A 26,517-nucleotide genomic window follows, 5' to 3' on the forward strand; every position below is an offset into this window, starting at 1 on the left:
AAAGGGAGAGGGCGGTTGCCCCGTGGGGGGGGGGGGGGCGTCCCCCCCCGCGAGAGAAGCAGAGGAACCCCCCCCTTCCCCACCGGACCCCAGCGCTCGATCGTGATGCGCACGAGCGACTTGCCCTGCTCGACCATCGCGGCGCGGTACTCGTCCCAGTCCGGGTGCTCCTTGCCGGCCGCCGCGCGGAAGTAGTCGACCAGCGGCTCCACCGACTCGGGGACGTCCAGCACCTCGGCCGTGCCGTCCACCTGGACCCAGGCGCCGCCGAAGTCCTCGCCGAGCGCCAGGAACGACGCCGCGGGCCGCGCCTTCAGGTTCCGCGCCTTGGCCCGCTCCGGGTACGTCGAGACGACGACGCGGCCCTGCGGGTCCACGCCGTACGTCACGGGGCTGAGCTGCGGGGCGCCGTCGGCCCTGCTGGTCACGAGGATCCCGTCGCGGCGCGAGCGCAGGAACTCCAGCAGCTCGTCCCGGGACACGGTCGTGTTGGTCGCGATAGTCCTGGCCATGGGCGTCAGGCTATCCCCGGGCCCGGCCGGTCCGTGCCTCAGGCGGGCCGCAGGCAGAAGGGGTGCCCGGCCGGGCTGGCATAGACCCGGCCGCTCGGCGGCGCGCCGGGGTCGACGTCGCCGGTGGGCCGCAGCCGGCGGGCACCTGCCGCAACGGCCTTCTCATCGGCGGACGCGAGGTCGTCCGTCGTGAGGTCGACGTGCATCTGCTGCGGGTTCCCGTCCGGCCAGTCCGGCGGGACGAGCCCCGGGACGAGCTGGACCACGATCACCGGGAACCCGTCGGCCCGCAGGAAGTGGTGGGTCGGGGTCCGGGTGACCGAACCGCCCAGGAGCCCCTGCCAGAACGTGCTCTCGAGGTCCAGGTCGGGGGCGTCGAAGCTCACCGCGCCGAGGTTGATGTTCATATCGCCGGGATGATGCCGCCGTCGACGCGGAACTGGGCTCCGGTGAGCCACTTCGCCCGGTCGGACGCCAGGAAGGCGATCATCTCCGCGACGTCCTCGGGGTCTCCGGGTCGGCCCATCGGCATGCCGAGGTGGTCGACGATCTGCTGCTGCACCTCGCCGAGGCTGATGCCCTGCTGGTCGGCCATCTGCTGGTGGTGCGCACGGGCACCCTCCGTGGCCACGAAACCCGGCAGGACGCACACCACACGGACCCCGTGCTCGCCCACCTCGGTCGCGAGCTCGCGGCTGTAGGCGTTGAGCGCCGCCTTGGCCGCCGCATAGGGGGCCTCGTTGCGCTGCGGCAAATGGCTCGCGATCGACGAGACGTGCACGACGACGCCCGAGCTGCGCTCGACCATCCCGGGAACCAGTGCCCGGTCGAGCCGTACTGCCGCGAGCAGGTTGATCTCCAGGTCCGACTGCCAGGACTCGTCGGACCGCTGGAGGGTCGGCGTCGGTGTGGTCGCGGCGCCGGCGTTGTCGACCAGGACGTCGACGCCGCCGACGGCGTCGATCACCCGGCGGCCGAGCTCGGCGACGCCCTGCTCGGTGGCGAGGTCCGCGGGGACGTGGGTGGCGCGCAGGTCGTCCGGGGGCGCGGTGCGTGCGGCGGTGAGCACCGTCGCACCGGCAGCGACGAACCGCCGGGCGGTCGCTCTGCCGAGGCCTCGGCTGCCGCCGGTGACCAGTACGCGCAGGCCTTCGAGGCCTTCGGGTGGAACAGGCACGGGGGTCTCCTTCCAGTAAGATGAACCAGGTTCCGGAAACGGTACACCTAACATGAACCAGATTCACCTTACGGAGGTCGAGATGCCCTCGTCACGCCCGCTGCGCTCCGACGCGCGACGCAACCGGGAGGCGGTCCTGACCTCGGCGCGGGACGCCTTCCTCGCCGGGGAGGCGAACATCCGCGTCGAGGAGATCGCCCGCCGGGCAGGGGTGGCGGTCGGGACGCTCTACCGCCACTTCGAGACGCGCGAGGCGCTCGTCGAGGAGGTCTACCGCCACGAGGTCGACGAGCTGTGCGCCGCGCCCGCGGAGCTGCTCGACGAGCACGCCCCCGACGAGGCGCTCCGGCAGTTCCTGCTGCTGCTCGTCGACCACGCGGCCGTGGGCAAGGGGATGGGCGTCGCGCTGGAGGCCATCATGGCGACCGACTCGCCCGTGTTCGACGACGCCCGGGCACGGATGGCCCAGGCGCTCGACCGCCTCCTCGAGGCAGGCGCCGCCGCCGGCGCCGTCCGCGGCGACGTGAACGGACGGACCCTCCTGCGCGCCCTGGGCGGGATCTGCGGCATGCGCGCCACCGAGGGCTGGCAGGACGAAGCCGTGCGCATCACCGGGCTCCTCTTCGACGGCCTGAGGTTCGGCGCAGCGGACGCAGCCCCGACCGCCGTCACGCACTAGACTCGCTGCGCGCCCTGCGGCGCCCACCCACCGCCGTCCCGCCCCGTCAGGGTGCCCGGCGGGGGCAACTCGTCTTCCGTCATGAAAGGACCTCTCCGTGCTCCGCACCCACACGGCCGGCTCACTGCGGGCCGAGCACATCGGCCAGACCGTCACCCTCACGGGCTGGGTCGACCGCCGCCGTGATCACGGGGGAGTGGCGTTCATCGACCTGCGTGACGCGTCCGGCATCGCCCAGGTCGTCATCCGCGACGAGGAGATCGCCCACCCGCTGCGCGCCGAGTTCGTGCTGCAGGTCACCGGCGAGGTCGGCCGCCGCCCCGAGGGCAACGCCAACGCCAACCTCGCCACCGGCGAGATCGAGGTCGTCGCCACCGAGGTCGTCACCCTCAACGAGTCCGCGCCGCTGCCGTTCCAGGTCTCCACGGCGCTCGCGGACACCGAGGTGATCGGCGAGGAGGCGCGCCTCAAGCACCGCTACCTCGACCTGCGCCGTCCGGCCCCCGCGCACGCCCTGCGCCTGCGCGCCAAGGCCAACCAGGCGGCGCGCCGCGTGCTGGACGAGCAGGACTTCGTCGAGATCGAGACGCCGACCCTGACCCGGTCCACCCCGGAGGGCGCCCGCGACTTCCTGGTCCCCGCGCGCCTCGCGCCCGGCTCCTGGTACGCGCTGCCGCAGTCGCCGCAGCTCTTCAAGCAGCTCCTCATGGTGGGCGGCATGGAGCGCTACTACCAGATCGCGCGCTGCTACCGCGACGAGGACTTCCGCGCGGACCGCCAGCCGGAGTTCACGCAGCTCGACGTCGAGATGAGCTTCGTGGACCAGGAGGACGTGATCGCCCTGGGCGAGAAGATCCTCCAGGCGCTCTGGGCGCTGGTCGACGTCGAGATCCCGACGCCCATCCAGCGCATCACGTTCCACGAGGCGATGCGCCTGTACGGCACGGACAAGCCCGACCTGCGGTTCGAGAACCCGATCGTCGAGCTCACCGACTACTTCAAGGCCACGCCGTTCCGCGTGTTCCAGGCGGAGTACGTGGGCGCCGTCGTCATGACCGGCGGGGCGGCCCAGCCGCGCCGCCAGTTCGACGCCTGGCAGGAGTGGGCCAAGCAGCGCGGCGCCCGCGGCCTCGCCTACGTGACCTTCACGGAGGAGGGCGAGCTCGGCGGCCCGGTCGCCAAGAACCTGTCCGACGACGAGCGCGCCGGCCTCGCGGCCGCGACCGGCGCCCAGCCCGGCGACGCCGTCTTCTTCGCCGCGGGCAAGACGTCGGAGGCGCGCGGGCTGCTCGGCGCCGCCCGCCTGGAGATCGCCCACAAGACCGGTGCGATCGACGAGAACGCCTGGTCCTTCGTCTGGGTCGTCGACGCGCCCCTGTTCAAGCCGGCCGGCGAGGACGACGACGTCGACCTCGGCTCGTCCGCCTGGACCGCCGTGCACCACGCGTTCACGTCGCCCACGCCCGAGTGGATCGACACGTTCGAGAAGGAGCCGGGCGAGGCCCTGGCCTACGCGTACGACATCGTCTGCAACGGCAACGAGATCGGCGGCGGCTCGATCCGTATCCACCGCCGGGACGTGCAGGAGCGCGTCTTCGAGGTGATGGGCATCGGGCACGAGGAGGCGCAGGAGAAGTTCGGCTTCCTGCTCGACGCCTTCGCGTTCGGCGCCCCGCCGCACGGCGGTATCGCGTTCGGCTGGGACCGCATCGTGTCCCTGCTGACGAAGTCGGCCTCGATCCGCGACGTCATCGCCTTCCCGAAGTCGGGCGGCGGGTTCGACCCGCTGACGGCGGCGCCGGCGCCCATCACGCCGGAGCAGCGCAAGGAGGCCGGCGTCGACTTCAAGCCCGAGGCCGCTCCCGTGGCGGCCCCCACGGCGTGACGCGGCTGGGCGGCCACGGGCTCGACCACGTCTTCCACCGGGCCCGCTCCGACTTCTTCGAGGTCACGCGGACCTGGACGGACGAGTCGGGCCCGGACGACGCCGGCGCGGCCGCCGTCGTGCAGCTTGCCGACCCCACGGGGGAGCGGCCCGGCCGATGGCTCCACGCCGTCGGCCGGGCCGGCCGGCTGGCCCGCCTCCTGGCCACGGTCGTGCCCGACGGCGACGTCGTGTCCGCCACCGTGACCCGCGGCACCGGGGCCCTGGCCGGCGAGATCCTCGCCGGCTGGGGTCTCGTGCCGGACTCCACCTGGGACCGCATGGTCACGGAGGCCGCACCGCCCGCGCGCGACGGGTCGCCGGCGGTCGAGGTGCTCGACCTGGACCGGCACACCGACGAGATCGTCGACCTGCTCGCCCGGGCGAACCCCGGCACGCGGTCCGGTGCGACGGGTCCCCGGGCACGGCTGGCCCGCTGGTACGGCGTGCGCGCGGCGCCGACGTCGCCGGGCGCGCGCGCCGGTGCGCTGGTCGCCGTCGGGTCGGCGACCCCGACGCCGACGGCGTCCGTCCACCTGGGGTCGATCGGGACGGACCCGGCGCATCGTGGGCAGGGGGTGGGCAGCGCCCTGACGGCCCGGATGACGGCGGACGGCGTCGCGGAGCACGGGCTGGTGACGCTCGGCCTGTACGACGACAACGTCACGGCGCGGCGCGTCTACGAGCGCCTGGGCTTCGTGCTGGCGCACGAGGTGGAGACCTGGCGGCGCGGGTGAGGACCCTGCCGCCCGCGCAGGTCCACGTCATCCCTGGTTAGGTAGAGGTGGGACACCGGTCCCGGTGCTCCCAGCTCCCTGAACGGGAAGGGAAGGCAGCCTCATGACCGAGAACGAGGGCGGTACGCCGCGCGATCCCCGCGATCCCCAGCCGGAGACGCCGCCTACGCAGCCGTTGCCCGGGTCGACCCCTTCGCAGGGTTCGGACCCGACACCCACGCAGCCTCTTCCGGGCGAGCCGTACCGCGCGGAGCAGCAGCCCACCCCGCCGCAGCCCGCCGGGCAGCAGCCCCTACCCCAGCGACCCACCCCGCAGCAGCCCGGCCCGCAGGAGCCGCACCCGGCCCCGCCGTCCGGCCCCGACGCGGGCCCGCCCTACGGCCAGCAGGGCGTCCCGACGCCCTACGGCCAGCCGGGCGCCCCGGCCGCACCGCAGTACGCGTACGGGCAGACGCCGCCCAAGAACGACCTGGGCGTGTGGGCCCTGATCACGGGCATCCTCAGCTTCGTGTTCTGCCCGCTCCTGCTCGGGATCGCGGCGATCATCACGGGCACCATGAGCCGCCGGGCCGCGGACGCGGGCCTGGCGAACAACCGCGGCATGGGCACCGCGGGTCTGATCCTGGGCTGGATCAACGTGGCGCTGGTCGTCCTCGCCATCGTGTTCTTCGTCATCGCGCTGGCGGTCGGGCTCATCTCCGGCGGCCTGAACGGATGGGGAGACATGGACCCCAACGACTGGAACTACTGACTCTGCGCACGTGCGAACACGGGTAGGTCTCCCCGCGCGGTTTTCCTGCCGCGCGGGGCGTCCTACCTGTAGGTTTGGCACCTCCGGGCCGGACCCGTCCCCCGGCTCACCGCAAAGCAGAGAGGTAGCACGATGACCCAGCCTGACGGCGGCCAGTCGCCCTACGACCCGCCGCAGCAGCCGCCCGAGCAGGGACAGCCGGCGGCGCCCGCGCCGGGCTCGGTTCCCGGCCAGCCTGCCCCCGGCCAGCCCGCCCCGTACCCGCAGGCGCCGTACGGGCAGCAGCCGTACGGACAGCAGCCCTACGGGCAGCAGCCGTACGGCGAGCAGCAGCCGGTCTACGCGCAGGGCGGTCAGCCCGCCTACGGAGCGCCGCTGCCGAAGAACAGCCTCGGCGTCTGGTCCCTCGTGCTGGGCATCCTGTCCGTCCTGGGCTGCGGCCTGCTCACCGGTATCGCGGCGATCATCACCGGTACCAAGTCCCGGCAGGCGCAGCGCGAGGGCCTCGCGGACAACGGCGGCATGGGTCTCGCGGGCCTGATCATGGGCTGGATCGGCACGGTGCTGGTCACCCTCGGCATCATCGCGTACATCGCGTTCGTGGGCTTCCTCGTCACGTCGCCCGAGTTCCAGGACAGCATCGAGCAGGAGATGCAGAACGGCTACGAGCAGGAGCTCGGCGACTCCGGCGCCACCATGGACCCCGAGCTCCAGGAGCTCATGGACGAGCTCGAGAACAGCTGAGCCCGCTCCCCGGCAGTCGATCGGCCCGCCGCACCCGAGGCGAGACTCCCTCGGTGGTGCGGCGGGCTGACTCGTCCCCTCCCGCCTGCGCCCGACGGCGCGCCCGAGCACGGAAGGCAGCACGATGACCCAGCCCGACGACGGGCCCGGCCCGCAGGACCCGAACGACCAGCCGGCCTCACAGCCGGTTCCGGAGCAGCCGGTTCCGGAGCAGCCGACGGCGTCGGAGCCGCCGGCCGGCCAGCCGACGGTGGACCAGCGGACGGTGGACCTGCCCGCGGTCGCGCCCGCGCCCCCGACGCCGCCTGCCGGCCCCGCGTACGGGTATCCCGCGCAGCCCCCGTCGGGCCAGCCGGTCCCGTACCCGGGCCAGCCGTCCCAGGACGCCGCGGGCCACCCGGTCCAGTACCCGACGGGCCAGCCCGGGCAGTACCCCTCCGGTCAGTACGCGTCCGGCCAGTACGCCTCGGGCCAGGTGCAGTACCCGTCGGGCCAGTACGCCTCGGGCCAGTACCCGTCGGGCCAGTACGCGTCCGGTCAGTACCCCTCCGGCCAGGTCCAGCCGTACCCGCCGCAGGGCCCCGCCGCGTACCAGTACGGCGCTCCGCCGCAGTACGCCTACCCGGTCGCGCCCCCGAAGAACGACCTGGGCGTCTGGTCGCTGATCACGGGCATCCTGAGCTGGATCCTGTGCCCGCTGATCCTGGGCATCGTCGCCATCGTCACCGGGAACGCCAGCCGCAAGGCGATCCGCGAGGGACTGGCGAACAACTCCGGGATGGCGACGGCGGGCCTGGTCCTCGGCTGGATCAACGTGGCACTGACCGCCGCCGGGATACTCGTCTGGGTCGTCTTCGTGGTGGTCGGGCTCCTCGGGGCGGCGTTCACGGTGACCCAGGTATGACGCAGCCCGACGAGTGGAAGTCGCCCTACGACCCGCCGAAGCAGCCGGACGCCCCGCAGCCCGGGCAGCAGCCGGAGCAGCAGTGGGACCAGCAGGCCCAGCCCTACCCGGCCCAGCCCTACCCGGCCCCGCCGTACGCCGGGCAGCCCTACCCGTACGGCGCGCCCTACGGGTACGTGGCCCCGCCCGAGAAGAACGCGCTCGGCGTCTGGTCCCTCGTGCTGGGCATCCTCAGCGTCTTCCTGCTGTTCAGCTGCCTGGTCGGGTTCCTGGCCGCCGTCCCGGCGGTCATCACCGGCCACCTGAGCCGCAAGGCGGTGCGGGAGGGCCAGGCCGACAACGGCGGTCTGGCCCTGGGCGGCATCATCACGGGCTGGGTGACGATCGGCCTGACCCTCGTCATCGTCGTCGGGCTCGTCCTCCTGTTCAGCAACCCGGAGTTCCGGGAGGGCTACTTCAGCCCGCAGTACAGCGACTACGAGTAGCGGGCCGCCGCGGGGTCACGCGCCCGCGGCCGCGCCGGCCACGTAGCCGTCGGGGCGCACCAGCAGGGCGGTCGCGCCGCCGTCCGACCGGCGGACGACGACGCGCTCGGCCGGGTCGACCTCGCCGGGCGCGGCCGGGAGGTCGGGAGTGGGCGCCCCCGCCGGGGCGACCAGCACGAACCGCCCGGCGCGGAGGGCCTCGGCGAGGCGCGACCCGCCCTCCAGCGGGAGGTCCCGCGCCCTGGTGCCGACCAGCGGGTGCGCACCGCGGGGCGCCGGGTAGGCGACGCCGAGGGCGGAGATGGTCAGCGCCGCCCGCCGCCGGACCGGCGCCACCCGGGAGACCAGGCCGACGACGCCGCGCCGCACCGCCGCGACCAGCGGCCCCGGCAGGGTGGCGACCCGCAGGATCCCGCCGCTCGTGCGCAGCACCTGCTTCCCGACGGGGTGCCGTTCGGCCTCGTACCCGTCGAGCATGGCGTCCGCCGCGCCGTCGGGCAGGCGCAGCGCGGCGGCGAGCCGCCAGCCGAGGTTCGCGGCGTCCTGCATGCCGGTGTTCATGCCGAGCCCGCCCGCGGGGCTGTGCACGTGCGCGGCGTCGCCGGCCAGGAACACGCGGCCCGCGCGGTAGGCGGGCGCCTGCCGCTCGTCGGCGTGGAACCGGGACAGGAACCGCGCCTCGGTCATCTCGAAATCGTCGTGCAGGGTGGCGCGGGCGATGGCACGCACCTCGTCGAGGTCGACCGGCTCGTCCTCGCTCACGTCGCGGTCGCCGTGCCAGCCGATGAACCGGTACCAGCCGTCGCCGAACGGGGCGAGGAACCCGAGCGAGTCGTTCGCGGCGGCGACCGTGAGCAGGTCGGCGGGCTGCCGCGCCAACCGGACGTCGGCCAGGACCATCGACCGGATCACGGCCCGGCCCGGGAACGGGATGCCGACGGCGTCGCGCACCGTGGACCGCGCGCCGTCGGTGCCGACGACGTACCGGGCGCGCAGGTGCGGGCCGTCCGCGGTGGTGACCGTGACGCCGTCGTCGTCCTGGGCCAGGGCCGTGACCCGCGTGTCGTGCCGGAACACGGCGCCCGCCGCCTCGGCGCGGCGGCGCAGCAGCCGCTCCACCTCGTACTGGGGCGTGACGAGCACGTACCGGAACCGGGACGGCAGGCCCGCCAGGTCGACGGTGAGCCGCTGGAAGAGCCGGAGGCTGGTGACCTGCTGCCCGCGGGTGAGCAGCTCGTCCGCCAGGCCGCGCGCGTCGAGCACCTCCAGGCTGCGTGCGTGCACGGCGAACGCCCGGGTCAGGTTGCTCAGCCCGGCCGGCCGCTTCTCCAGGACGGTGACGTGCGCCCCCGCCGTGGCGAGGTCTCCGGCGAGCAGCAGGCCGGTCGGGCCGGCCCCGACGACTACGACGTCCGTGTCCATGGTGTCCTCCTGGCGTGCTGGGTCAACGAGTGTTTGCCAACGCTTGTTGACCAACGTAGCGGACCGGCTCGGCGAAGGTCAACGGATGTTGGCCTACAGTTGTTGGCATGACAGACACGGATGCTCCGCGGCGCCGGTCGGACGTGACCCGCGCGTCGATCCTGGCCGCGGCCCGGGCGCGCTTCGCCGCCGACGGCTACGAGCGCGCCACGGTGCGCGCCATCGCGCAGGACGCCGGGATCGACCCGTCGATGGTGATGCGCTACTACGGCTCCAAGGAGGGCCTGTTCGCGGCGGTCATCGACGTGGAGCTGGTGCTCCCGGACCTGGCCGCGATCCCCGTGGACGACGTCGGGGCGGTGCTCGTGGGGCACTTCCTCGACCTCTGGGAGCACGACAGCGTGCTGCAGACCCTGCTGCGCGTGGGGGTGACGAACGAGGCCGGTGCCGCGCGGATGCGCGACGTGTTCTCCGGGCAGATCCTGCCGCTCGCGCAGCGGTTCGTCGGGACCGGCGAGGACGCCGCGCGGCGCGCCGCGCTGGTCGCCTCGCAGGTGCTCGGCATGGCGCTGGTGCGGTACGTGCTGCGGTTCGGCCCCGCCGCGGACCTGACCCGGGCAGACGTCGTCGCCTGGCTGGGGCCCACCGTGCAGCGCTACCTCACGGCACCGGAGCCCTGACCGGCGGGGCACGCCGCCCGCGGCTCGTGAACCGTCGTTGTTAAACGGTTAGCCCCGTGTTCTGCGGACGGGCCGCGCCGTACGTTTCCGGGACCGCGCCGCCGTCGTCGCACGAAACGGAGACCACGCCATGTCCCTCGATGCATCCGGCCCCACCCGTACCGAGACCCACAGCCGCACCCCCACCGGCACGCCCCTCCGTGCGCCCTTCCGCACGGTCATGTCCGTCCTCCGGCGGGCGGCCCCCGTGCTCGGGTGGGTGGTCACGCTGCTCGTCGCGGCCCAGCTCGCGCAGGGCGCCTACGGCCAGCTCACCGAGTCCGACCGGTCGGTGGGCATGTTCGAGGCCATCGGCTTCCCGGCGTCGGCGGTCCTCCTGATCGGTGTGCTGCAGGGGGTCGCGGTGCTGCTCTACGTGGTGCCCTGGACGGCGTTCCTCGGCGCGCTGCTCCTGACCGCCTACCTGGGCGGCGCCGTGGCCGCGCACGTCCGGCTGGAGGACGCCCTGGCGCACACGCTCACGCCCGTCCTGTTCGCCGTCGGCGTCTGGGCTGCGCTGTTCCTGCGCAGCGAGCGGATCCGCGGGGCCGTGCTCACCGGTCGGTGACCGTGCCGGGGCGCACGCGGTCCGCGGCGATCGTGCCGTGATTCACGTTGCGCCCCGGCGTCGTCCCATGTCAGGCTGTGTGCGCTCCTGCGGGTGTGCCGCGCGTGTGAGGGAGCTACGGACAAGGACTGTGATGACGGGCATCTCCCGGTACGAGACCACCTCGCGCTGACGCCTGCCCTCCTTCGAGGGCACCGGGCGTCGGCACCATGCCACCTCCCGGGAGTCCTTGCTGTGTTGTCCAACCCTTCTGTCGTGCTGCACGACGTCACTTTTGCCTGGCCCGACGGCGCCGTCGCGATCGATCACGTCTCCGGCGCCTTCGGCCGCGGCCGCACCGGCCTGACCGGCCTGAACGGGGCCGGGAAGTCCACCCTGCTGCGCGTCGTCGCCGGCCTGCTCGCGCCCACCTCCGGGCGGGTCGTGCTGAGCGGCACCGCCGACTACCTGCCGCAGCGCATCACGCTCGACGTGCACGCGACGGTCGCCGACCTGCTCGGCATCACGCCCGTCGTCCGGGCGCTGCGCGCCATCGAGTCGGGCGATGTCGACGAGGCGCACTTCGACGTCGTCGGCGACGACTGGGACGTCGAGGAGCGGGCCGTCGCGCTGCTGGCGGCCACCGGTCTGCCCACCGGTCTCGACCGCTCGGTGGCGACCCTGTCCGGCGGCGAGACGATGCTGACCGCGATCACCGGCGTGCGGCTGCGCCAGTCCAGCGGCGCCGCCGCCGTCGCGCTGCTCGACGAGCCGACGAACAACCTCGACGGGGACGCCCGCGAGCGCCTGTACGAGCTGGTCCGGGGCTGGCGGGGCGCGCTCGTCGTCGTCTCGCACGACCTGGCCCTGCTGGAGCTGATGGACGACACGGCCGAGCTGCGGGCCGGGTCGCTGACGACGTTCGGCGGCCCGTACTCGGAGTACCGGGCGTGGCTCCAGGTGCAGCAGGAGGCGGCGGCGCAGACGCTGCGCGCGGCCGAGCAGACGCTGCGCCGCGAGAAGCGGCAGCGGATCGAGGCGGAGGAGCGGATCGCGCACAGCGAGCGCAAGGGCCGCAAGGACGTCGCGAACAGCAAGTACGTCAAGGCCGTGATCAACGACCGGCGCAACAGCGCGGAGAAGTCCGCGGGTGCGCGGCGCGGGATGCTGGACGACAAGGTGGACGCCGCGCGCGCGGCCGTCGACCTGGCGGAGCGCGCGGTGCGCGACGACGACCGGATCTCCGTGAACCTGCCGGACCCGGGCGTGCCGGCCGGGCGACGGCTGGCGGTGCTGCGGGGCGCGGACGGCCGGGAGGTCGTGATCCAGGGTCCGGAGCGGATCGCGCTGACGGGCCCGAACGGCGTCGGCAAGACGACCCTCCTGGAACGCCTCCTCGCCGCACCCCAACCCGCGCCGTCCTCGTTGAGTGCTGGGTATCTGCGGGCTGAAACCGTTTCGGAGCAACAGATAGCCAGCACTCAACGGGACGGGGCGGACGGCGCGGCGTCCGGGGAGCTGCTGACCGAGCGGGCGGCGTACCTGCCGCAGCGGGTCGACGTGCTGCCGGACGCGGCCTCCGTGCTGGATGCCGTGCGGGAGGGTGCGCCGCACGTGCCGCCGGGGGAGCTGCGCAACCTGCTGGCGCGGTTCCTGGTGCGGGGCGCGGCGGTGGACCGGCCGGTGTCGACGCTGTCGGGCGGCGAGCGGTTCCGGGTGGCGCTGGCGCGTCTGCTGCTGGCGGACCCGCCGGCGCAGCTCCTGGTGCTGGACGAGCCGACGAACAACTTGGACATCGCGAGCACGGACCAGCTCGTTGACGCGCTGTCGGCCTACAAGGGCGCGCTGCTGGTGGTGAGCCACGACGGCGCGTTCCTGGAGCGGCTGGGCCTGGACGCGGAGATCCGGCTGGATCCGGAGGGCAACCTGACCCAGGTGCGGCGGTGACGTGTACGGGTTAACCCTGATGCGCCATTTTTCACCCGCTGTGTACGGTCTGCGTACGAATCCGACCGACATCTTCGGGAGACGACGATGAAGACCAACCCGAGGCGCCTCGCCCTGCTCAGCTCCGTGACCGCGATGGTCCTGGCGGCCGGCGGCATGGTCGGCGCCGCCGCGACGGAGATCGCCGGGGCCCGGACCGCCGGGCAGTCCGAGCCGCAGGCCGCACCGCAGGCCGTGGCGGAGAAGCTGCCCGGCGCGCCCTACCTGTACCTGGGCTGGGGCGACCCGCAGAGCGCCATCTCGGTGATGAGCGAGACCGGGGTCTCGGCGTTCACCATGGCGTTCCTGCTGTCGTCCGGCGGCTGCACGCCGGCGTGGGACGGGCAGCGTCCGCTGACCGGCGGCGTCGACGAGCAGACGATCGACGCCATCCAGGCCGCGGGCGGCCAGGTGCAGATCTCCTTCGGGGGCTACTCGGGCAACAAGCTGGGCCCGAACTGCTCCAGCCCGGAGGCCTTCGCGGGGGCGGTGCAGCAGGTCATCGACGCGCACGGGCCCGACGTCGTGGACTTCGACATCGAGAACACCGACGAGTACGAGGACTACGCCGTCCAGGACCGGATCCTGCAGGGGATCGCGATCGTCAAGCAGAACAACCCCGGCGTCAAGGCCGTGGTGACGATCCCGACCACGACGACCGGCCCGGGCGGCGCCGGCTCGCGCCTCATCACGCGCGCCGCTGAGCTGGGCACGCCGATCGACAACTACACGATCATGACGTTCGACTTCGGCGGCTCCGACATGGTGGCCGACACGATCAGCGCGGCCCAGGGCCTGAAGGACCAGCTCAAGGCGGCGCACGGCTGGTCCGACGCCGAGGCGTACTCGTACTCCGGGATCTCCGGCATGAACGGCCTGTCCGACGTCGGCGAGACCACCACGCCCGCGCAGTGGACCGAGATCCGGGACTGGGCGAACGCCAACGGCCTGTCCCGGTTCGCGTACTGGGCGGTCAACCGGGACCGGGGCTGCGAGGGCGGCGGCGTGACGTCCAGCTGCAGCGGCATCGCCCAGCAGGACCTCGAGTTCACGCGGATCACGGCGGGGTTCTGACACCCCGCCCCGCAGTCGTCGGGCACCGGTTCGCACCCTGCGAGCCGGTGCCCTTCGTCGTCCGGCAGCCGAACCTGTGTGGTGCCTGTACGGGTTAGCCCCAATGTTGCGGGTGGCAAAGAAGTCGTACGTTCTCCTCACTTACAGGCTTGAAAGTTCATGAGGAGGACGACCATGCAAGCACGTCAACGGCGCCATGCTCTTCTATGGCGTGGTCTCGGCGGCCTCGCGACACTGACCCTGGCGCTCGCCGCCGTGCTCACGCTCGGCGGGGGCGCCCCGCCCGCGCAGGCCGCGACCGGGGCGATCACCGGGTACGGCGGCAAGTGCGTCGACGTCGCGGCGGCGAGCTCCGTGAACGGCACGCAGATCCAGCTCTACGGCTGCAACGGCACGAACGCGCAGAGCTGGGACGTGCGCACCGACGGCACGGTCCGCGCGCTCGGCAAGTGCCTCGACGTCGCGGACGCGAGCACCGCCAACGGGACCCGCATCCAGCTCTGGGACTGCAACGGCAGCGCCGCGCAGACCTGGACCGCCGGCGCGGACGGCACGCTGCGCGCGCTCGGCAAGTGCCTCGACGCGACCGGCCCGAGCTCCGCGGACGGCACGCCGCTGCAGCTCTGGGACTGCTTCGCGGGCGCCAACCAGCGCTGGACGCTGCCGTCCGGCGGCGGCAACCCCGAGCCCAACCCGGCGAAGATGCCGGGCGCGCCCTACCTGTACCTGGGCTGGGGCAACCCGCCGAGCGCCACGTCGGTGATGAGCCAGACGGGCGTGCGGGCGTTCACCATGGCGTTCATCCTCTCGTCCGGGGGCTGCAACCCCGCGTGGGACGGCAGCCGACCGCTGACCGGCGGCGTCGACCAGCAGACCATCAACGCGATCAAGGCCGCGGGCGGCCAGGTGCAGATCTCGTTCGGCGGCTGGTCCGGCAACAAGCTCGGCCCCAACTGCTCGACGCCCGCCGCGTACGCCGGCGCGGTGCAGCAGGTCATCAACGCGCACCAGCCGAACGTCGTCGACTTCGACATCGAGAACTCCGACGAGTTCGAGAACTACACGGTGCAGGACCGCATCCTGCAGGGTCTGACCATCGTCAAGCAGAACAACCCGAACGTGAAGATCGCCGTCACGATCGGCACGGGCCGCGGCGGCCCCGAGGGTGCCGGCACCCGGCTGATCAACCGGGCCGCGCAGCTCGGCGTCCCGATCGACAACTACACGATCATGCCGTTCAACTTCGGCTCCTCGAACATCGCGCAGGACACGATCAACGCGTCCGAGGGGCTGAAGAACCAGCTCAAGTCGGCCCGCGGCTGGACGGACGCCCAGGCGTACGCCCACATGGGCATCTCGGGCATGAACGGGAGCTCCGACCAGGGCGAGATCACCACCACCGCGGCCTGGACGCAGATCCGTGACTACGCGCGCAACAACGGCCTGACCCGGCTGGCGTTCTGGTCGGTCAACCGCGACCAGCCCGGGTTCGAGTTCACGCGCATCACGGGAGGCTTCTGATGAGGATCCGCAACGGCAGGACCCGAACCCTGGTCGTGCTCGCGGTCGCCGTGGGGCTCGCCCTGCCCGCGGCCGCCGCGGGCGCGGCGAGTGCCGCGCCCGGGCCGCGCGCCGCCGTCGGGCAGCAGGCGCCCGCCCTCCCGGACGCGGTGCCGGACGCCGGGGCCGACGCCGCTCCCGGTGCCGCCCCGGCGGCCGCTCCGGCCGACGTGCCCGCGGCGTTCACGCACCCGGGCGTGCACGTCAGCGCGCCGCAGCTCGACTACATCCGGCAGCAGGTGCAGGCCGGTGCCCAGCCGTGGCGCAGCGCCTACGACTCGATGATGGGCAGCCGGTACGCGTCGCTGTCCTACACGCCGCACCCGCGGGCCGTGGTCGAGTGCGGGTCGTACTCCAACCCGAACTACGGCTGCACCGACGAGCGGGAGGACGCGATCGCGGCGTACACCCACGCCCTGGCCTGGTCGGTCACCCGGGACACGCGGTACGCGAACAAGGCGATCTCGATCATGAACGCCTGGTCGCCGGTGATCCGGGACCACACCAACTCCAACGCGCCGCTGCAGACGGCGTGGGCCGGGTCGGTGTGGCCGCGGGCCGCGGAGATCATCCGGTACACGGGCGCGGGCTGGGCCGCGGCCGACGTCGACCGGTTCGAGACGATGCTGCGCAACGTCTACCTGCCCGAGGTGATCAACGGGTCCAACAGCAACGGCAACTGGGAGCTGTCGATGATGGAGGCGGCCGTCGGCATCTCGATCTTCCTCGACGACCGCACCGCCTACGCCTCGGCACGGCAGCGGTTCCTGGTGCGGGTGCCCGCGTTCATCTACCTGACCTCCGACGGGTCGGTGCCGCGCACCGTGCCCGGCTCCGGCCGGGACACGCCGGACCAGATCTTCTCCTACTGGCACAACCAGCGCACGCTGGTCAACGGCCTGTCGCAGGAGACCTGCCGGGACTTCACGCACACCGGCTACGGCATCTCGGCGATCTCGCACGTCGCGGAGACCGCCGCGATCCAGGGTGACGACCTGTACCCGCAGGTGGGGGAGCGCCTGCGGCACGCGCTCGGGTTCCACTCGACCTACCAGCGGGGCACCGCGGTGCCGTCCTGGCTCTGCGGCGGGTCGGTGAACCTGGGCCTCGGCCCGGTCACCGAGGTCGGGTTCAACGCCCTGCACAACCGGCAGGGGTTCGCGATGAGCAACACCCAGGCCCTGACGGAGTCCACGCGCCCGGCGGGCACCAACAACCTGTTCGTGGCCTGGGAGACCCTCACCCACGCGAACAACCCGGCCGTCCTGCCCTGACCCTCCGCTGAGTGCGGGGTATTTGTCGGCTCGCAGGCCGTCGGCCGACAAATACCCCGCACTCAACGAGGCGTGTAGCGGGTGTGCAGTACGTAGTCCTTTTCCGGGCCTGTCACGTGCCAGGTCAGTTCCCACTCCGGGGTGCGGACGGCGGGTACCGCCAGGCCGCCCTCGTACAGGTCCCGGCCGCACAGGTGCTCGACGGCGCCCGCGGTCCACGGGTGGAAGTCGCGGCCGTCCTCGAAGGTGACGTGCCACACCGTCCCGGGCCCTGCGGCCGGCTTGTTCCCGCCGGAGTTGCCCGAGCCGTCCCGGACCAGGAACAGCGTGCGCGACACCGGCGTGCTGCCCCCGGCCCAGCGCAGGGTGCCGTGCTCCGCCCAGCGCACGCGGCCGTCCTCCTCCGGGGAGAACACGGCCTCGCCGGCCGCGGTGTACGCGGCGCCGTCGGCGTGCTCGATCTCCCGCCGGAAGTCCCAGGTGCCGACGAGCCGGAGCGGATCCACGCCCACGACCCTAACCGCTGCGCCCGCACGGAAAGGGCGCGTCCGCGAGGCGACCGATGGGCGAGGATGTTCCCCATGACCTCGACCCATGAGACCACCGCGCCCGCGGAGCTGGACCCGGCCAACCCGTTCGCCGCCCCGTCCACGCTGCCGTACGGCCTGCCCGACTTCGCCGCGATCCGCGAGGAGCACTACGAGCCGGCGATCCTGGCCGGCATGGCCGCCCACCGCGCCGAGGTCGAGGCGATCGCCACCAACCCGGAACCCGCCACGGTCGAGAACACGCTGGAGGCGCTGGAACGCGCCGGGCAGCTCCTGGGCCGGGCGGCCCGGGCGTACTACAACCAGCTCCCCTCGGACTCGACCCCCGGCCTGGAGGACGTCCAGGAGCGGCTCGCGCCCCAGTTCGCCGCCCACCAGGACGCGATCAACATGGACGCGCGCCTCCACGCGCGCGTGCGCACCCTGGCCGACGCCGCCGAAGCGGGCGACCTCGACCTGGAGCCCGACACCGCCTACCTGCTCGAGAAGCTCCTGACGCGGTTCCAGCGCTCCGGCATCGAGCTGTCGCCGCAGGACCAGGACACGCTGCGCGACCTCAACGCGCGCATCACGTCGCTGGAGGCGAGCTTCGGGCGCAAGCTCCTGGCCGGCGCCAACGAGGCGAGCGTGCTCGTGACGGACGAGGCCGACCTCGCCGGCCTCTCCGCCGACGCCCGGGCGGGCGCCCGGGCCGCCGCCGAGGCCCGCGGCCAGGACGGCTGGCTCCTGGAGATGCAGCTCTTCACGCACCAGAACGTGCTGGCCTCGCTGGAGAACCCGGCCACCCGCGAGCGCGTGCAGGCCGCCTCCATGGCGCGCGGCGCCACGGGCGGCGAGACCGACACCCGCGAGGTGCTGCTGGAGCTCGCCCGGCTGCGGGCCGACCACGCGCAGCTCCTCGGCTACGAGCACCACGCGGCCTACATCGCCGCGGACGCGACCGCGGGCACCACGGCGGCGGTCAACGAGATGCTCGGGCGCCTCGCGCCCGCCGCCGTCGCCAACGCACGGCGCGAGGCGGGCGAGCTCGCGAAGGTGAGCGGGGCGCCGTCGGGCAGCGACGGCGCGGACGGCGTGGCCGCCGCCGACTGGTCCTACCTCAACGAGGCCGTGCGCAAGGAGCGCTTCAACCTGGACGACGCCGCCCTGCGCCCCTACCTCGAGCTCGGGCGCGTGCTGCACGACGGCGTGTTCCAGGCTGCCGGCCTGCTGTTCGGGCTCTCCTTCACCGAGCGCGCCGACCTGCCGGGCTACCACCCGGACGTGCGGGTGTTCGAGGTGTTCGACTCGGTCGAGCCGGGGGAGCCCGACACGGGCCTGGGCCTGTTCCTCGCCGACCTCTACACGCGTGAGTCCAAGCGGGGCGGCGCCTGGATGGACAGCCTCGTCGTCCAGAGCGACCTGCTGGGCGGGAAGCCCGTGGTGGTCAACAACCTGAACATCGTCAAGCCGCCGGCGGGCGAGCCCACGCTGCTCGTGTGGGACGAGGTGACCACGCTGTTCCACGAGTTCGGGCACGCGCTGCACGGCCTGCTCAGCGACGTCCGCTACCCGTCGCAGTCCGGCACCTCCGTGCCGCGCGACTTCGTCGAGTACCCCTCGCAGGTCAACGAGATGTGGTCGTGGGAGCCGCGGATCCTGAAGTCGTTCGCCGTCCACCACACCACGGGCGAGCCGATGCCCGCCGAGTGGGTCGACACCATGCTCGCCTCCCGGGTCTGGGGCGAGGGCTTCTCGACCACCGAGTACCTCGCCGCCGCGCTGCTCGACCAGGCGTGGCACCAGCTCACGCCGGAGCAGGTGCCGACGTCGGTCGACGACGTGCTGCCCTTCGAGGCGGCGGCGCTCGCCGCGGCCGGCGTGGACTTCGCGTCCGTGCCGCCGCGGTACCGGAGCACCTACTTCAACCACATCTTCGGGGGCGGGTACTCGGCCGGGTACTACTCGTACATCTGGTCCGAGGTGCTCGACGCGGACACCGTGCAGTGGTACGCCGAGAACGGCGGGCTGACCCGGGAGAACGGCGAGGCGTTCCGGCGCAAGCTGCTCGCCCGCGGCGGCTCGCAGGACCCGTTGGCCTCGTTCGAGGACCTGCGGGGACGCGCCGCCGAGATCACGCCGCTGCTGGAGCGCCGCGGCCTGGTCTGAGGTGTGAGACACCGGGCCACGGTGGACCGGCCGCCTCGTGCGGCCGGTTACCGTGGCCCTGTGACTGAGACTGTTCCCACCGCCGCGCCCGTGCCCACCGCCGCCGACGAGGTCATCCGGATCTGCCAGGAGCTGATCCGGTTCGACACGTCGAACTACGGCGACAACGAGGGCCCGGGGGAGCGCGCCGCGGCCGAGTACGTCATGGAGCTGCTGCACGAGGTCGGCCTGGAGCCCGAGCTGTTCGAGTCCAGCCCCGGGCGGGCGTCCGTCGTCGTCCGGCTGGAGGGGCAGGACCGCAGCCGGCCCGCGCTGGTGCTGCACGGGCACCTCGACGTGGTGCCCGCCGCGAAGGACGACTGGAGCGTGGATCCCTTCGGCGCAGAGCTCACCGACGGACTCCTGTGGGGCCGTGGCGCCGTCGACATGAAGGACATGGACGCCATGATCCTGGCCGTCGTGCGGCAGATGGTGCGGGAGGGCCGCAAGCCCGCGCGCGACGTCGTGGTCGCGTTCTTCGCCGACGAGGAGGCGGGCGGCGTGTACGGCGCCCGGTGGGCCGTGGACCATCGCCCCGACCTGTTCGAGGGCGCCACCGAGGCGATCTCCGAGGTGGGCGGCTACTCGGTCGAGGTGGGCGGCAAGCGCGCCTACCTGCTGCAGACGGCGGAGAAGGGCATCGCCTGGCTGCGGCTGATCGCCGACGGCCGGGCCGGGCACGGCTCGCAGGTCAACGAGGAGAACGCGGTCACCGAGCTCGCCGCCGCCGTCGCGCGGATCGGGCAGCACGCCTGGCCCACCACGATCACCCCGACCGTGGACGCGCTGCTGCGCGGCGTCGGCGACCTGACCGGCCTGCCGGTGGACTACGAGGACCCGGCCACGATCGACGCCCTGGTGGCGGCGCTCGGCCCGGTGGCGAAGTTCGTGGGCGCCACGGTGCGCAACACGTCCAACCCGACCCAGCTCGCCTCCGGGTACAAGGCGAACGTGATCCCGGGCCGCGCCGAGGCGACCGTGGACGTGCGCCTCCTGCCGGGCCACGAGGAGGCCGGGATGGCGACGCTGCGCGAGCTGGCGGGGCCGAACGTCCGGATCGAGCCCATCCACCTGGACACGGCGCTGGAGGTGCCGTTCGGCGGGTCGCTGGTCGACGCGATGGTCGCCGCGATCGACGCCGAGGACCCGGGCGCGAAGGTGCTGCCGTACACGCTCTCGGGCGGCACGGACAACAAGTCGCTGCACCGCCTGGGCATCACCGGCTACGGCTTCGCGCCCCTGCAGCTCACGAACGACCTCGACTTCGCCGGCATGTTCCACGGCGTGGACGAGCGCGTGCCCACCGACGCCCTGAAGTTCGGCACGCGGGTGCTGGACCGCCTGCTCGCCTCCTGCTGACGCGGCCGGGCGGGCGCTCGCCCGCGCCCACGCGCGCGCACGCCCCTACGCGCGCGCACGTGTCAGACGTACGGGTCACCCGGGTGACCCGTACGTCTGACACGGGGGTCAGAGGGTCGAGGAGACCTTGATGATCTTGCGGCGGAGCCAGACCTTGCGTCTGCCGCCGATGTAGAGAAGGGTCCGGGCCAGTTCCCAACGGCCGTACTCGGCTTCGTCGGTGAGCACCTTGCGGGCGTCCGGCACCGAGGTGTCCGGCTCGAAGGTCACGACGCGGTACTCGTACTGACTGTTCTTGCGGAACACGGAGCCGTCTCTCGCCATCTGATGCACCGTCCTCGGGTCGCGGGTGAGGTCAGTTTATGCCGGTTTGATTGCAGACCGGTGACAGCAATGAATTTCGTCTGCCCATTGTGGCCCATGGGGCGCTACCTTCAAGGCATGACCGTTGAACCGCGTGCCGCGCTCGACCGCCTCGTAGCCGCACTCGAGGCCCACCACCACGCGGTCGCCACTCGCCGGAGTGACGACGACCCTGCCGTCGACGACGCCTACGACGTGCTCGCCGACGCCTACGAGGTGTACGAGGACTCCCTGGCCACGGTGTTCGGCGAGGTGACGCCGTTCTACCTGGCCGACGAGGTGGACGAGGACGACGACGACGAGGACGACGAGTCGGACGAGGACCTGGATGACCTCGAGGACCTCGACTTCGACGACGACCTGGGCGAGGTCGAGGAGTCGGAGGACCAGCCCCAGCCTGCGCAGCAGCGCTGACCTGGAACGAACTCAGGCCCGGGCTCACGTCCTGGCGGGCGAACGGTCACCAGCGCTCCGGGTAGCCGATCTCCGGGGCGGAGACGTCGTCGAGCGCGGCGTGCACCTCGTACGGCAGCTCGAGGGTCACGGCCGCCAGCGACGAACGGAGCTGGGTGGGCGTCCGCGCGCCCACGATCGCCGACGCGATGCCCTCGCGCTCCAGGAGCCAGGCGAGCGCCACCTCCCCGGCGGCGCGGCCCAGCCCCTCGGCCGCGGTCGCCACGGCCTCGACGACGGCGGACGCCGGCCCCTCCAGGTACGACTGGACGAAGCCCGCCAGCGCCCCGGCGGCCCGGGAGTCGGCGGGGATGGCGCGCCGGTACTTGCCGGTGAGCACGCCGCGCCCGAGGGGCGACCAGGCCAGCAGCCCGGCGCCCAGGGCGTCGGCGGCGGGGACGACGTCGCGCTCGACGCCGCGCTGCAGCAGCGAGTACTCGAGCTCCACGGCGGCCAGGCCGACGTCGGGCTCCAGCAGCGTCGCCACGCGCGCCGTCGCCCAGCCGGGGTGGTTGCTCAGGCCCACGTACCGGGCGCGCCCGCTGGTCACCGCGATCCGCAGCGCGTTGCAGGTCTCCTCCAGCGACGTGTTCGGGTCGGGGCAGGCCACGAGGAACAGGTCCACGTGGTCGGTGCCCATCCGCACCAGCGACTCGTCGAGGCTGTCGAGCAGGGCGCCGCGGGAGGCGTCCACGACGCGGCCGGGCCCACCGCCGGGGCGCGTCTCCGACCGGATGCCCGCCTTGGTGGCCAGCACCAGCTCGCTGCGCGCGACCTTGCCGGACAGGAGCGTGCCGATCACGCGCTCGGAGTCGCCGTCGGCGTAGCTGGCCGCGGTGTCCACGAGGGTGCCGCCGGCGTCGAGGAAGTCCCGTACCTGCTCGGCCGCGTCGATCTCGTCGGTGTCGCGGCCCCATGTCATGGTGCCGAGCCCGAGCTCCGAGACCCGCAGGCCCGACCTGCCCACCCGGCGTCGTTCCATGTGCGGCAGGCTACCCGCGGCTGACGCGGGTGCGTCAGGAGGCGCGCCGTGGGGTAGTGTCACGGCCCGTGACTGCGTGGGAAGCCATCCTTCTGGGCCTCGTCCAGGGCCTGACCGAGTTCCTCCCGATCTCGTCGTCGGCGCACCTGCGGATCGTCGGTGAGCTGATCGGGTCGAGCGATCCTGGCGCGGCCTTCACGGCGATCACGCAGATCGGCACCGAGGCCGCGGTGATCATCTACTACCGCAAGAAGATCGGCGTCATCCTTGTCGCCTGGTTCAAGGCCCTGACGGGCGCCTACGGCAAGGGCTGGCGTGCCCGCGCGGGCCTGGGGCCGCGCCCCGGCTCCGTCGACGTGCGGCACAGCCGCCCCGGCGTGATCGCCAACCCGGACGCCGCGATGGGCTGGTACATCATCTTCGGCTCGGTCCCGATCGTGGTGCTGGGTCTGCTGTTCCAGGACTACATCGAGACGACGCTGCGCAACCTGTGGATCACCGTCTTCACCCTGGCGTTCTTCGCGATCCTGCTGCTCCTGGCCGACATCTTCGGCCGTCGCGAGCGCGAGCTGGCGTCGCTGACCGGCCGCAGCGCCATCGGCTTCGGGTTCGCCCAGGCCCTCGCGCTGGTGCCGGGCGTGTCCCGCTCGGGCGGCACGATCACGGCCGGCCTGGCCATGGGCTTCACCCGCAAGGCGGCGGCGGACTACTCGTTCCTGCTGGCGATCCCGGCCGTGCTCGGCTCGGGCTTCTACCAGCTCGTCAAGACGCTCGGCGAGCCGCTGCCGGCCGGGTCGCCCGGCTGGGGCGCCATCCTGCTGGCGACGGTCGTCGCGTTCGGCGTGGGCTACGCGGTGATCATCGGGTTCCTCAAGATCATCGGCAACTACTCCTACAAGCCGTTCGTGTACTACCGGCTCGTGCTCGCCGCCGTGGTCGTGTACCTGCTGCTGTCGGGCACGATCGACGCGCAGGGCGGCGTCGCGTAGAACACACGCACCGGGGCCCTGACATGGTCCGGGAGTGTCACAGCCTGCGGTTATCGTTGGTCGCGTGCACGCCTGGCCCACACCCCAAGTCCCGCTGCTCCCCGGCTCTCCCGCGCCCGCCCCGGTGCGGGTCCACGACTCGTCGACGGGTGAGCTCGTGGAGGCGGCGCCGGGCCCGCAGGCCCGGCTGTACGCGTGCGGCATCACGCCGTACGACGCCACCCACATCGGGCACGCGAACACCTACGTGACCTTCGACCTGCTGGTGCGCGCCTGGCGCGACGCCGGCAAGGACGTCACCTACGCGTCGAACGTGACAGACGTCGACGACCCGCTGCTGGAGCGCGCCGAGGCGACCGGCATGGACTGGCGCGAGCTCGCGGCCTCGCAGATCGCGCTGTTCCGCGAGGACATGACGGCGCTGGGCGTGATCCCGCCCGCGACGTGGACGGGCGCCGTGGAGTCGGCCCCGGACGTCGCCCGCGCCGTGGCGACCATGCTGGAGTCGGGCGCCGCGTACCGCGTGTCGCTGGAGCCGGGCGCCGGCGGGTCGACGCCGGAGCTGGGCGACGTCTACGCGGACCTCACCGCCGACCCGCGCTTCGGCGCGGTCGCGCACCTCGACCGCGAGCAGGCGCTGGCCACGTTCGCGGAGCGCGGCGGGGATCCGGACCGGGAGGGCAAGAAGGACCCGCTGGACCCGCTGCTCTGGCGGCGCGAGCGCCCGGGCGAGCCCGCGTGGGACGGCGGCCCGCTCGGCACCGGCCGCCCGGGCTGGCACATCGAGTGCGCGGTGATCGCGCGCGACGGGCTCGACGTGGCCGCGGGGGAGCGGTTCGACGTGCAGGGCGGCGGCTCGGACCTGCTGTTCCCGCACCACGAGATGTCGACGTCGCACCTGCGCGTGCTGTGTCCGGCCACCGGTGACGGCGAGCCGGCCGGCGCCCGCACGCACGTCCACGCCGGCCTGGTCGCCTACCAGGGCGAGAAGATGAGCAAGTCGCTGGGCAACCTGGTGCTGGTCTCCCGGCTGCGGGACGAGGGGCACGACCCGATGGCGATCCGCCTCGCGCTCCTGGCCCACCACTACCGCACCGAGTGGGAGTGGGACGAGACGTCGCTGCCGGCGGGCGAGGCGCGGCTCGTCCGGTGGCGCGACGCGGTCTCAGGCAACGGCGGTCCGTCGGCCGACTCGACCCTGTCCGCGGTCCGTGCGGCACTGGCGGACGACCTCGACGCACCGGCCGCGCTGGCCGCCGTCGACGCGTGGGCTGAGCGTTCCCTGGACCCGTCGCGAGACACCTCCGCCGACGAGGAGGGCGCCCCCGGGGTCATCGCCCGGACGGTAAACGCCCTGCTCGGAGTGCGTCTTTGACCCCTCGGGCACCCGATTCCGGGCCGGTTCTGACCAGGTAGGCCAGAACCGCGCCAGGCGCCCGACAGGTTAGTTTTGGCCCCTGCTTCCGTTTGCATTTAACCCGGGGCAGGATGGGGAGCATGACGGAGTACGAGGAAGACTTCACGGGTGAGACCCGGGTCACCGTCACGACGGCGCCCAGGTGCAGCACGCGATACCGAGTGGTACGTAACGGACCGGGATACGCACCGGTCTACGACCGCGTCGAGGACGCCGCACGGTGTCTCGAGACATGGGTGGGCTTCCACGGGCCGGACGCAGGTGTGCGGATCGAGCCCATCTCCAGCCGCGCGTGATCGTCACGCCGGACAACACGTCAGAGGCCTGAACCCCGCGGGGGCTCAGGCCTCTGTGCTTGTTGCGATGTTCCGGAACCCGGCTCAGAGCCGTTCGGGCCCGCTGTCCTTGCCGCCGCCGTCGCGCCGGCGCAGGTAGCGCTCGAACTCGCGCGCGATGGCGTCCCCGGACGCCTCGGGGAGCTCGGCGGTGTCCTTTGCCTCCTCGAGCTGGGCCACGTACTCGGAGATCTCCGAGTCCTCCGACGCCAGCTCGTCCACGCCGTGCTGCCAGGCCGCGGCGTCGTCGGGCAGCTCGCCCATCGGGACCGTCTCGCCCAGGATCTCCTCCACGCGCGTGAGGATCGCGAGCGTCGCCTTGGGCGACGGCGGGTTGGCCACGTAGTGCGGCACGGCGGCCCACAGGCTGACGGACTGCAGGTTGCGCTCCGCGGCCTCGTGCTGCAGCACCCCGACGATCCCCGTGGGGCCCTGGTAGGTGTTGGCCTCGATGTCCAGCACGGACTGCAGGCCCACGCTGTCCGAGGTGGCGGTCATCGGGATGGGCCGGGTGTGCGGGACGTCCGCCAGGAGCGCGCCGAGCGTGATCACGGTGCGGACCCCCAGCTCGTCCGCCACGCGCAGCAGCTCCTCGCAGTACTTGCGCCAGCGCATCGACGGCTCGACGCCGTGCACCAGCACGACCTTGCGCTCGCCCACCTGTGCCACCGAGATCGTGGTCGTGGGCCAGGTGATGGAGCGTTTCCCGTCGTCGTCCAGCGAGATGTACGGGCGGTTGACCTGGAAGTCGTGGAACTCCTCGGGGTCGAGCTCGGTCACCTTCTCGGCGCCCCACACCTCGGCCAGGTGCGTGAGCGCCGTCGTGGCGGCGCTCCCCGCGTCGTTCCAACCTTCGAAGGCAGCGAGGAGCACGGTCTGGCGAGGCGAGGCCTGCTCCGGCTGCTCGTGATGCGCGTCGGTCATCCCCCCACCCTAGGGTGTGCGGCGCCCGACGTGACCAGGGGCACGGCCGCGTTCGCGGACGGGCGAATCCGCTGCGTGGCGGCGTGTCGGCGCCGGGGCAGCCCGCTCAGAAGACCGGCACGCCGGCCCGCAGCGCGCCGCGGACCTGCACCTCGACGCCGCGCCACTCGCCGGACCACAGCGTGTAGCCGGGGTTCATCATCCGCTGGTCGATGGCGTGCTCCAGGCCCAGCGCCCGCGCGATGCTCTCGCCGTCGTCCAGGTGCCAGGGCTGCAGGCACACGCGCTCGGGCGTGACCGTCAGGACCTCGATCCAGTCCGCGCGGACATGCCGCAGCAGGTCGATGACATCGCCAAGACGTTCTGTGACCGACTGCGAGGCAATGGGGTTCACGAGGCTCTCCGGGACACGGGTCGGACAGGTGGACTAGCTGATACCACTGTGCGCCGGGCACATGGGACGTG

General features: G+C 72.9%; 28 protein-coding genes. 19 read left to right on the forward strand and 9 right to left on the reverse strand.

Annotated elements, in window-relative coordinates; all coding sequences use genetic code 11:
• From ACFV9Q_RS02155 to ACFV9Q_RS02165, 3 genes are all read right to left on the reverse strand, one after another.
• A partial coding sequence (locus tag ACFV9Q_RS02155; protein WP_377232936.1) for a PPOX class F420-dependent oxidoreductase occupies window positions 1–512 on the reverse strand: 512 nt, incomplete at its 3' end.
• Between the two features lie 38 nt (window positions 513–550).
• On the reverse strand, window positions 551–919 hold the full coding sequence (locus tag ACFV9Q_RS02160) for a VOC family protein (protein ID WP_377232937.1): 369 nt from the start codon (window positions 917–919) through the stop codon (window positions 551–553).
• On the reverse strand, window positions 916–1,689 hold the full coding sequence (locus tag ACFV9Q_RS02165) for an oxidoreductase (protein ID WP_377232938.1): 774 nt from the start codon (window positions 1,687–1,689) through the stop codon (window positions 916–918). Before ACFV9Q_RS02165 ends, ACFV9Q_RS02160 begins: the two co-directional genes overlap by 4 nt.
• 82 nt (window positions 1,690–1,771) lie before the next feature.
• On the opposite strand from ACFV9Q_RS02165, the gene ACFV9Q_RS02170 reads away from it, so the two are divergent.
• The 7 genes from ACFV9Q_RS02170 (at window position 1,772) to ACFV9Q_RS02200 (ending at window position 7,913) form a co-directional block, all read left to right on the forward strand.
• Window positions 1,772–2,368 (forward strand): TetR/AcrR family transcriptional regulator, encoded by a 597-nt coding sequence (locus ACFV9Q_RS02170; protein WP_377232939.1) that lies wholly within the window; start codon window positions 1,772–1,774, stop codon window positions 2,366–2,368.
• 97 nt (window positions 2,369–2,465) lie between these two features.
• A complete protein-coding gene (gene aspS, locus ACFV9Q_RS02175; protein WP_377232940.1) occupies window positions 2,466–4,253 on the forward strand; it encodes an aspartate--tRNA ligase in 1,788 nt (595 codons plus the stop codon).
• Window positions 4,250–5,029: a GNAT family N-acetyltransferase gene (locus tag ACFV9Q_RS02180; RefSeq protein WP_377232941.1), complete on the forward strand. Its 780-nt coding sequence runs from the start codon at window positions 4,250–4,252 to the stop codon at window positions 5,027–5,029. The genes aspS and ACFV9Q_RS02180 overlap by 4 nt, the downstream gene beginning before the upstream one ends.
• 103 nt (window positions 5,030–5,132) lie before the next feature.
• Window positions 5,133–5,780 (forward strand): DUF4190 domain-containing protein, encoded by a 648-nt coding sequence (locus tag ACFV9Q_RS02185; protein WP_377232942.1) that lies wholly within the window; start codon window positions 5,133–5,135, stop codon window positions 5,778–5,780.
• Window positions 5,781–5,912: 132 nt separating this feature from the next.
• Window positions 5,913–6,524 carry a DUF4190 domain-containing protein gene (locus tag ACFV9Q_RS02190; RefSeq protein WP_377231093.1) on the forward strand — a complete coding sequence of 204 codons (612 nt, stop codon included), beginning with the start codon at window positions 5,913–5,915 and terminating at the stop codon, window positions 6,522–6,524.
• Window positions 6,525–6,648: 124 nt separating this feature from the next.
• Entirely contained in the window at window positions 6,649–7,428 is a 780-nt protein-coding gene (locus ACFV9Q_RS02195; protein ID WP_377232943.1) for a DUF4190 domain-containing protein, read from the forward strand.
• The gene (locus tag ACFV9Q_RS02200) at window positions 7,425–7,913 is read left to right on the forward strand and encodes a DUF4190 domain-containing protein (protein WP_377232944.1); all 489 of its coding nucleotides are present in this window, start codon (window positions 7,425–7,427) and stop codon (window positions 7,911–7,913) included. The genes ACFV9Q_RS02195 and ACFV9Q_RS02200 overlap by 4 nt, the downstream gene beginning before the upstream one ends.
• A gap of 15 nt (window positions 7,914–7,928) precedes the next feature.
• Here ACFV9Q_RS02200 and ACFV9Q_RS02205 read toward each other — a convergent pair whose 3' ends face one another.
• Window positions 7,929–9,335: an FAD-dependent monooxygenase gene (locus tag ACFV9Q_RS02205; protein ID WP_377232945.1), complete on the reverse strand. Its 1,407-nt coding sequence runs from the start codon at window positions 9,333–9,335 to the stop codon at window positions 7,929–7,931.
• A gap of 107 nt (window positions 9,336–9,442) precedes the next feature.
• Between ACFV9Q_RS02205 and ACFV9Q_RS02210 the strand changes: the two genes are divergently transcribed.
• From ACFV9Q_RS02210 to ACFV9Q_RS02235, 6 genes are all read left to right on the forward strand, one after another.
• The gene (locus tag ACFV9Q_RS02210) at window positions 9,443–10,015 is read left to right on the forward strand and encodes a TetR family transcriptional regulator (RefSeq protein WP_377232946.1); all 573 of its coding nucleotides are present in this window, start codon (window positions 9,443–9,445) and stop codon (window positions 10,013–10,015) included.
• Window positions 10,016–10,145: 130 nt separating this feature from the next.
• Window positions 10,146–10,622: a DoxX family protein gene (locus tag ACFV9Q_RS02215; RefSeq protein ID WP_377232947.1), complete on the forward strand. Its 477-nt coding sequence runs from the start codon at window positions 10,146–10,148 to the stop codon at window positions 10,620–10,622.
• A gap of 255 nt (window positions 10,623–10,877) precedes the next feature.
• Entirely contained in the window at window positions 10,878–12,548 is a 1,671-nt protein-coding gene (locus ACFV9Q_RS02220) for an ABC-F family ATP-binding cassette domain-containing protein (protein WP_377232948.1), read from the forward strand.
• 87 nt (window positions 12,549–12,635) lie between these two features.
• Window positions 12,636–13,661: a chitinase gene (locus tag ACFV9Q_RS02225; RefSeq protein WP_377232949.1), complete on the forward strand. Its 1,026-nt coding sequence runs from the start codon at window positions 12,636–12,638 to the stop codon at window positions 13,659–13,661.
• Between the two features lie 174 nt (window positions 13,662–13,835).
• A complete protein-coding gene (locus tag ACFV9Q_RS02230) occupies window positions 13,836–15,182 on the forward strand; it encodes a ricin-type beta-trefoil lectin domain protein (protein WP_377232950.1) in 1,347 nt (448 codons plus the stop codon).
• Window positions 15,182–16,495, forward strand: a complete 1,314-nt coding sequence (locus ACFV9Q_RS02235; protein ID WP_377232951.1) for an alginate lyase family protein — start codon at window positions 15,182–15,184, stop codon at window positions 16,493–16,495. The genes ACFV9Q_RS02230 and ACFV9Q_RS02235 overlap by 1 nt, the downstream gene beginning before the upstream one ends.
• A gap of 62 nt (window positions 16,496–16,557) precedes the next feature.
• Here the strand turns inward: ACFV9Q_RS02235 and ACFV9Q_RS02240 are convergent, their stop codons facing one another.
• Window positions 16,558–17,001: a DUF6314 family protein gene (locus tag ACFV9Q_RS02240; RefSeq protein WP_377232952.1), complete on the reverse strand. Its 444-nt coding sequence runs from the start codon at window positions 16,999–17,001 to the stop codon at window positions 16,558–16,560.
• Window positions 17,002–17,076: 75 nt separating this feature from the next.
• Between ACFV9Q_RS02240 and ACFV9Q_RS02245 the strand changes: the two genes are divergently transcribed.
• Both ACFV9Q_RS02245 and ACFV9Q_RS02250 read left to right on the forward strand, forming a co-directional pair.
• On the forward strand, window positions 17,077–19,191 hold the full coding sequence (locus tag ACFV9Q_RS02245; RefSeq protein WP_377232953.1) for a M3 family metallopeptidase: 2,115 nt from the start codon (window positions 17,077–17,079) through the stop codon (window positions 19,189–19,191).
• Window positions 19,192–19,251: 60 nt separating this feature from the next.
• Window positions 19,252–20,589 carry a M20/M25/M40 family metallo-hydrolase gene (locus tag ACFV9Q_RS02250; RefSeq protein ID WP_377232954.1) on the forward strand — a complete coding sequence of 446 codons (1,338 nt, stop codon included), beginning with the start codon at window positions 19,252–19,254 and terminating at the stop codon, window positions 20,587–20,589.
• 108 nt (window positions 20,590–20,697) lie between these two features.
• Here ACFV9Q_RS02250 and ACFV9Q_RS02255 read toward each other — a convergent pair whose 3' ends face one another.
• A complete protein-coding gene (locus ACFV9Q_RS02255; protein WP_377229014.1) occupies window positions 20,698–20,913 on the reverse strand; it encodes a DUF5703 family protein in 216 nt (71 codons plus the stop codon).
• A gap of 117 nt (window positions 20,914–21,030) precedes the next feature.
• Between ACFV9Q_RS02255 and ACFV9Q_RS02260 the strand changes: the two genes are divergently transcribed.
• On the forward strand, window positions 21,031–21,366 hold the full coding sequence (locus ACFV9Q_RS02260) for a primosomal protein (protein ID WP_377232955.1): 336 nt from the start codon (window positions 21,031–21,033) through the stop codon (window positions 21,364–21,366).
• Between the two features lie 46 nt (window positions 21,367–21,412).
• Here ACFV9Q_RS02260 and ACFV9Q_RS02265 read toward each other — a convergent pair whose 3' ends face one another.
• Window positions 21,413–22,387 (reverse strand): aldo/keto reductase, encoded by a 975-nt coding sequence (locus ACFV9Q_RS02265; RefSeq protein WP_377229016.1) that lies wholly within the window; start codon window positions 22,385–22,387, stop codon window positions 21,413–21,415.
• A gap of 68 nt (window positions 22,388–22,455) precedes the next feature.
• Here ACFV9Q_RS02265 and ACFV9Q_RS02270 point away from each other — a divergent pair, with 68 nt between their 5' ends.
• From ACFV9Q_RS02270 to ACFV9Q_RS02280, 3 genes are all read left to right on the forward strand, one after another.
• A complete protein-coding gene (locus ACFV9Q_RS02270) occupies window positions 22,456–23,376 on the forward strand; it encodes an undecaprenyl-diphosphate phosphatase (RefSeq protein WP_377232956.1) in 921 nt (306 codons plus the stop codon).
• Window positions 23,377–23,440: 64 nt separating this feature from the next.
• A complete protein-coding gene (gene mshC, locus ACFV9Q_RS02275; RefSeq protein ID WP_377232957.1) occupies window positions 23,441–24,751 on the forward strand; it encodes a cysteine--1-D-myo-inosityl 2-amino-2-deoxy-alpha-D-glucopyranoside ligase in 1,311 nt (436 codons plus the stop codon).
• A gap of 122 nt (window positions 24,752–24,873) precedes the next feature.
• A complete protein-coding gene (locus ACFV9Q_RS02280) occupies window positions 24,874–25,089 on the forward strand; it encodes a hypothetical protein (RefSeq protein WP_377229019.1) in 216 nt (71 codons plus the stop codon).
• Window positions 25,090–25,173: 84 nt separating this feature from the next.
• Here ACFV9Q_RS02280 and ACFV9Q_RS02285 read toward each other — a convergent pair whose 3' ends face one another.
• Together ACFV9Q_RS02285 and ACFV9Q_RS02290 are read right to left on the reverse strand one after the other, a co-directional pair.
• Complete coding sequence (locus tag ACFV9Q_RS02285) at window positions 25,174–26,052, reverse strand: PAC2 family protein (protein WP_020014713.1); 879 nt, start codon at window positions 26,050–26,052, stop codon at window positions 25,174–25,176.
• A 106-nt stretch (window positions 26,053–26,158) separates the two neighbouring features.
• The gene (locus ACFV9Q_RS02290; protein ID WP_377229020.1) at window positions 26,159–26,446 is read right to left on the reverse strand and encodes a hypothetical protein; all 288 of its coding nucleotides are present in this window, start codon (window positions 26,444–26,446) and stop codon (window positions 26,159–26,161) included.
• Between the last annotated feature and the right edge of the window lie 71 nt (window positions 26,447–26,517).

It is taken from the genome of Promicromonospora sp. NPDC059942 (genome assembly GCF_042731755.1).
Taxonomy (GTDB): Bacteria; Actinomycetota; Actinomycetes; order Actinomycetales; family Cellulomonadaceae; genus Promicromonospora.

Excerpts from the sequence above, each read along its gene's own strand:
- ACFV9Q_RS02160 (WP_377232937.1), bottom strand. The coding sequence starts at position 919 with ATGAACATCAACCTCGGCGCGGTGAGCTTCGACGCCCCCGACCTGGAC.
- ACFV9Q_RS02170 (WP_377232939.1), top strand. The coding sequence starts at position 1,772 with ATGCCCTCGTCACGCCCGCTGCGCTCCGACGCGCGACGCAACCGGGAG.
- ACFV9Q_RS02185 (WP_377232942.1), top strand. The coding sequence starts at position 5,133 with ATGACCGAGAACGAGGGCGGTACGCCGCGCGATCCCCGCGATCCCCAG.
- ACFV9Q_RS02190 (WP_377231093.1), top strand. The coding sequence starts at position 5,913 with ATGACCCAGCCTGACGGCGGCCAGTCGCCCTACGACCCGCCGCAGCAG.
- ACFV9Q_RS02195 (WP_377232943.1), top strand. The coding sequence starts at position 6,649 with ATGACCCAGCCCGACGACGGGCCCGGCCCGCAGGACCCGAACGACCAG.
- ACFV9Q_RS02200 (WP_377232944.1), top strand. The coding sequence starts at position 7,425 with ATGACGCAGCCCGACGAGTGGAAGTCGCCCTACGACCCGCCGAAGCAG.
- ACFV9Q_RS02205 (WP_377232945.1), bottom strand. The coding sequence starts at position 9,335 with ATGGACACGGACGTCGTAGTCGTCGGGGCCGGCCCGACCGGCCTGCTG.
- ACFV9Q_RS02210 (WP_377232946.1), top strand. The coding sequence starts at position 9,443 with ATGACAGACACGGATGCTCCGCGGCGCCGGTCGGACGTGACCCGCGCG.
- ACFV9Q_RS02215 (WP_377232947.1), top strand. The coding sequence starts at position 10,146 with ATGTCCCTCGATGCATCCGGCCCCACCCGTACCGAGACCCACAGCCGC.
- ACFV9Q_RS02225 (WP_377232949.1), top strand. The coding sequence starts at position 12,636 with ATGAAGACCAACCCGAGGCGCCTCGCCCTGCTCAGCTCCGTGACCGCG.
- ACFV9Q_RS02230 (WP_377232950.1), top strand. The coding sequence starts at position 13,836 with ATGCAAGCACGTCAACGGCGCCATGCTCTTCTATGGCGTGGTCTCGGC.
- ACFV9Q_RS02235 (WP_377232951.1), top strand. The coding sequence starts at position 15,182 with ATGAGGATCCGCAACGGCAGGACCCGAACCCTGGTCGTGCTCGCGGTC.
- ACFV9Q_RS02245 (WP_377232953.1), top strand. The coding sequence starts at position 17,077 with ATGACCTCGACCCATGAGACCACCGCGCCCGCGGAGCTGGACCCGGCC.
- ACFV9Q_RS02255 (WP_377229014.1), bottom strand. The coding sequence starts at position 20,913 with ATGGCGAGAGACGGCTCCGTGTTCCGCAAGAACAGTCAGTACGAGTAC.
- ACFV9Q_RS02260 (WP_377232955.1), top strand. The coding sequence starts at position 21,031 with ATGACCGTTGAACCGCGTGCCGCGCTCGACCGCCTCGTAGCCGCACTC.
- ACFV9Q_RS02265 (WP_377229016.1), bottom strand. The coding sequence starts at position 22,387 with ATGGAACGACGCCGGGTGGGCAGGTCGGGCCTGCGGGTCTCGGAGCTC.
- ACFV9Q_RS02280 (WP_377229019.1), top strand. The coding sequence starts at position 24,874 with ATGACGGAGTACGAGGAAGACTTCACGGGTGAGACCCGGGTCACCGTC.
- ACFV9Q_RS02285 (WP_020014713.1), bottom strand. The coding sequence starts at position 26,052 with ATGACCGACGCGCATCACGAGCAGCCGGAGCAGGCCTCGCCTCGCCAG.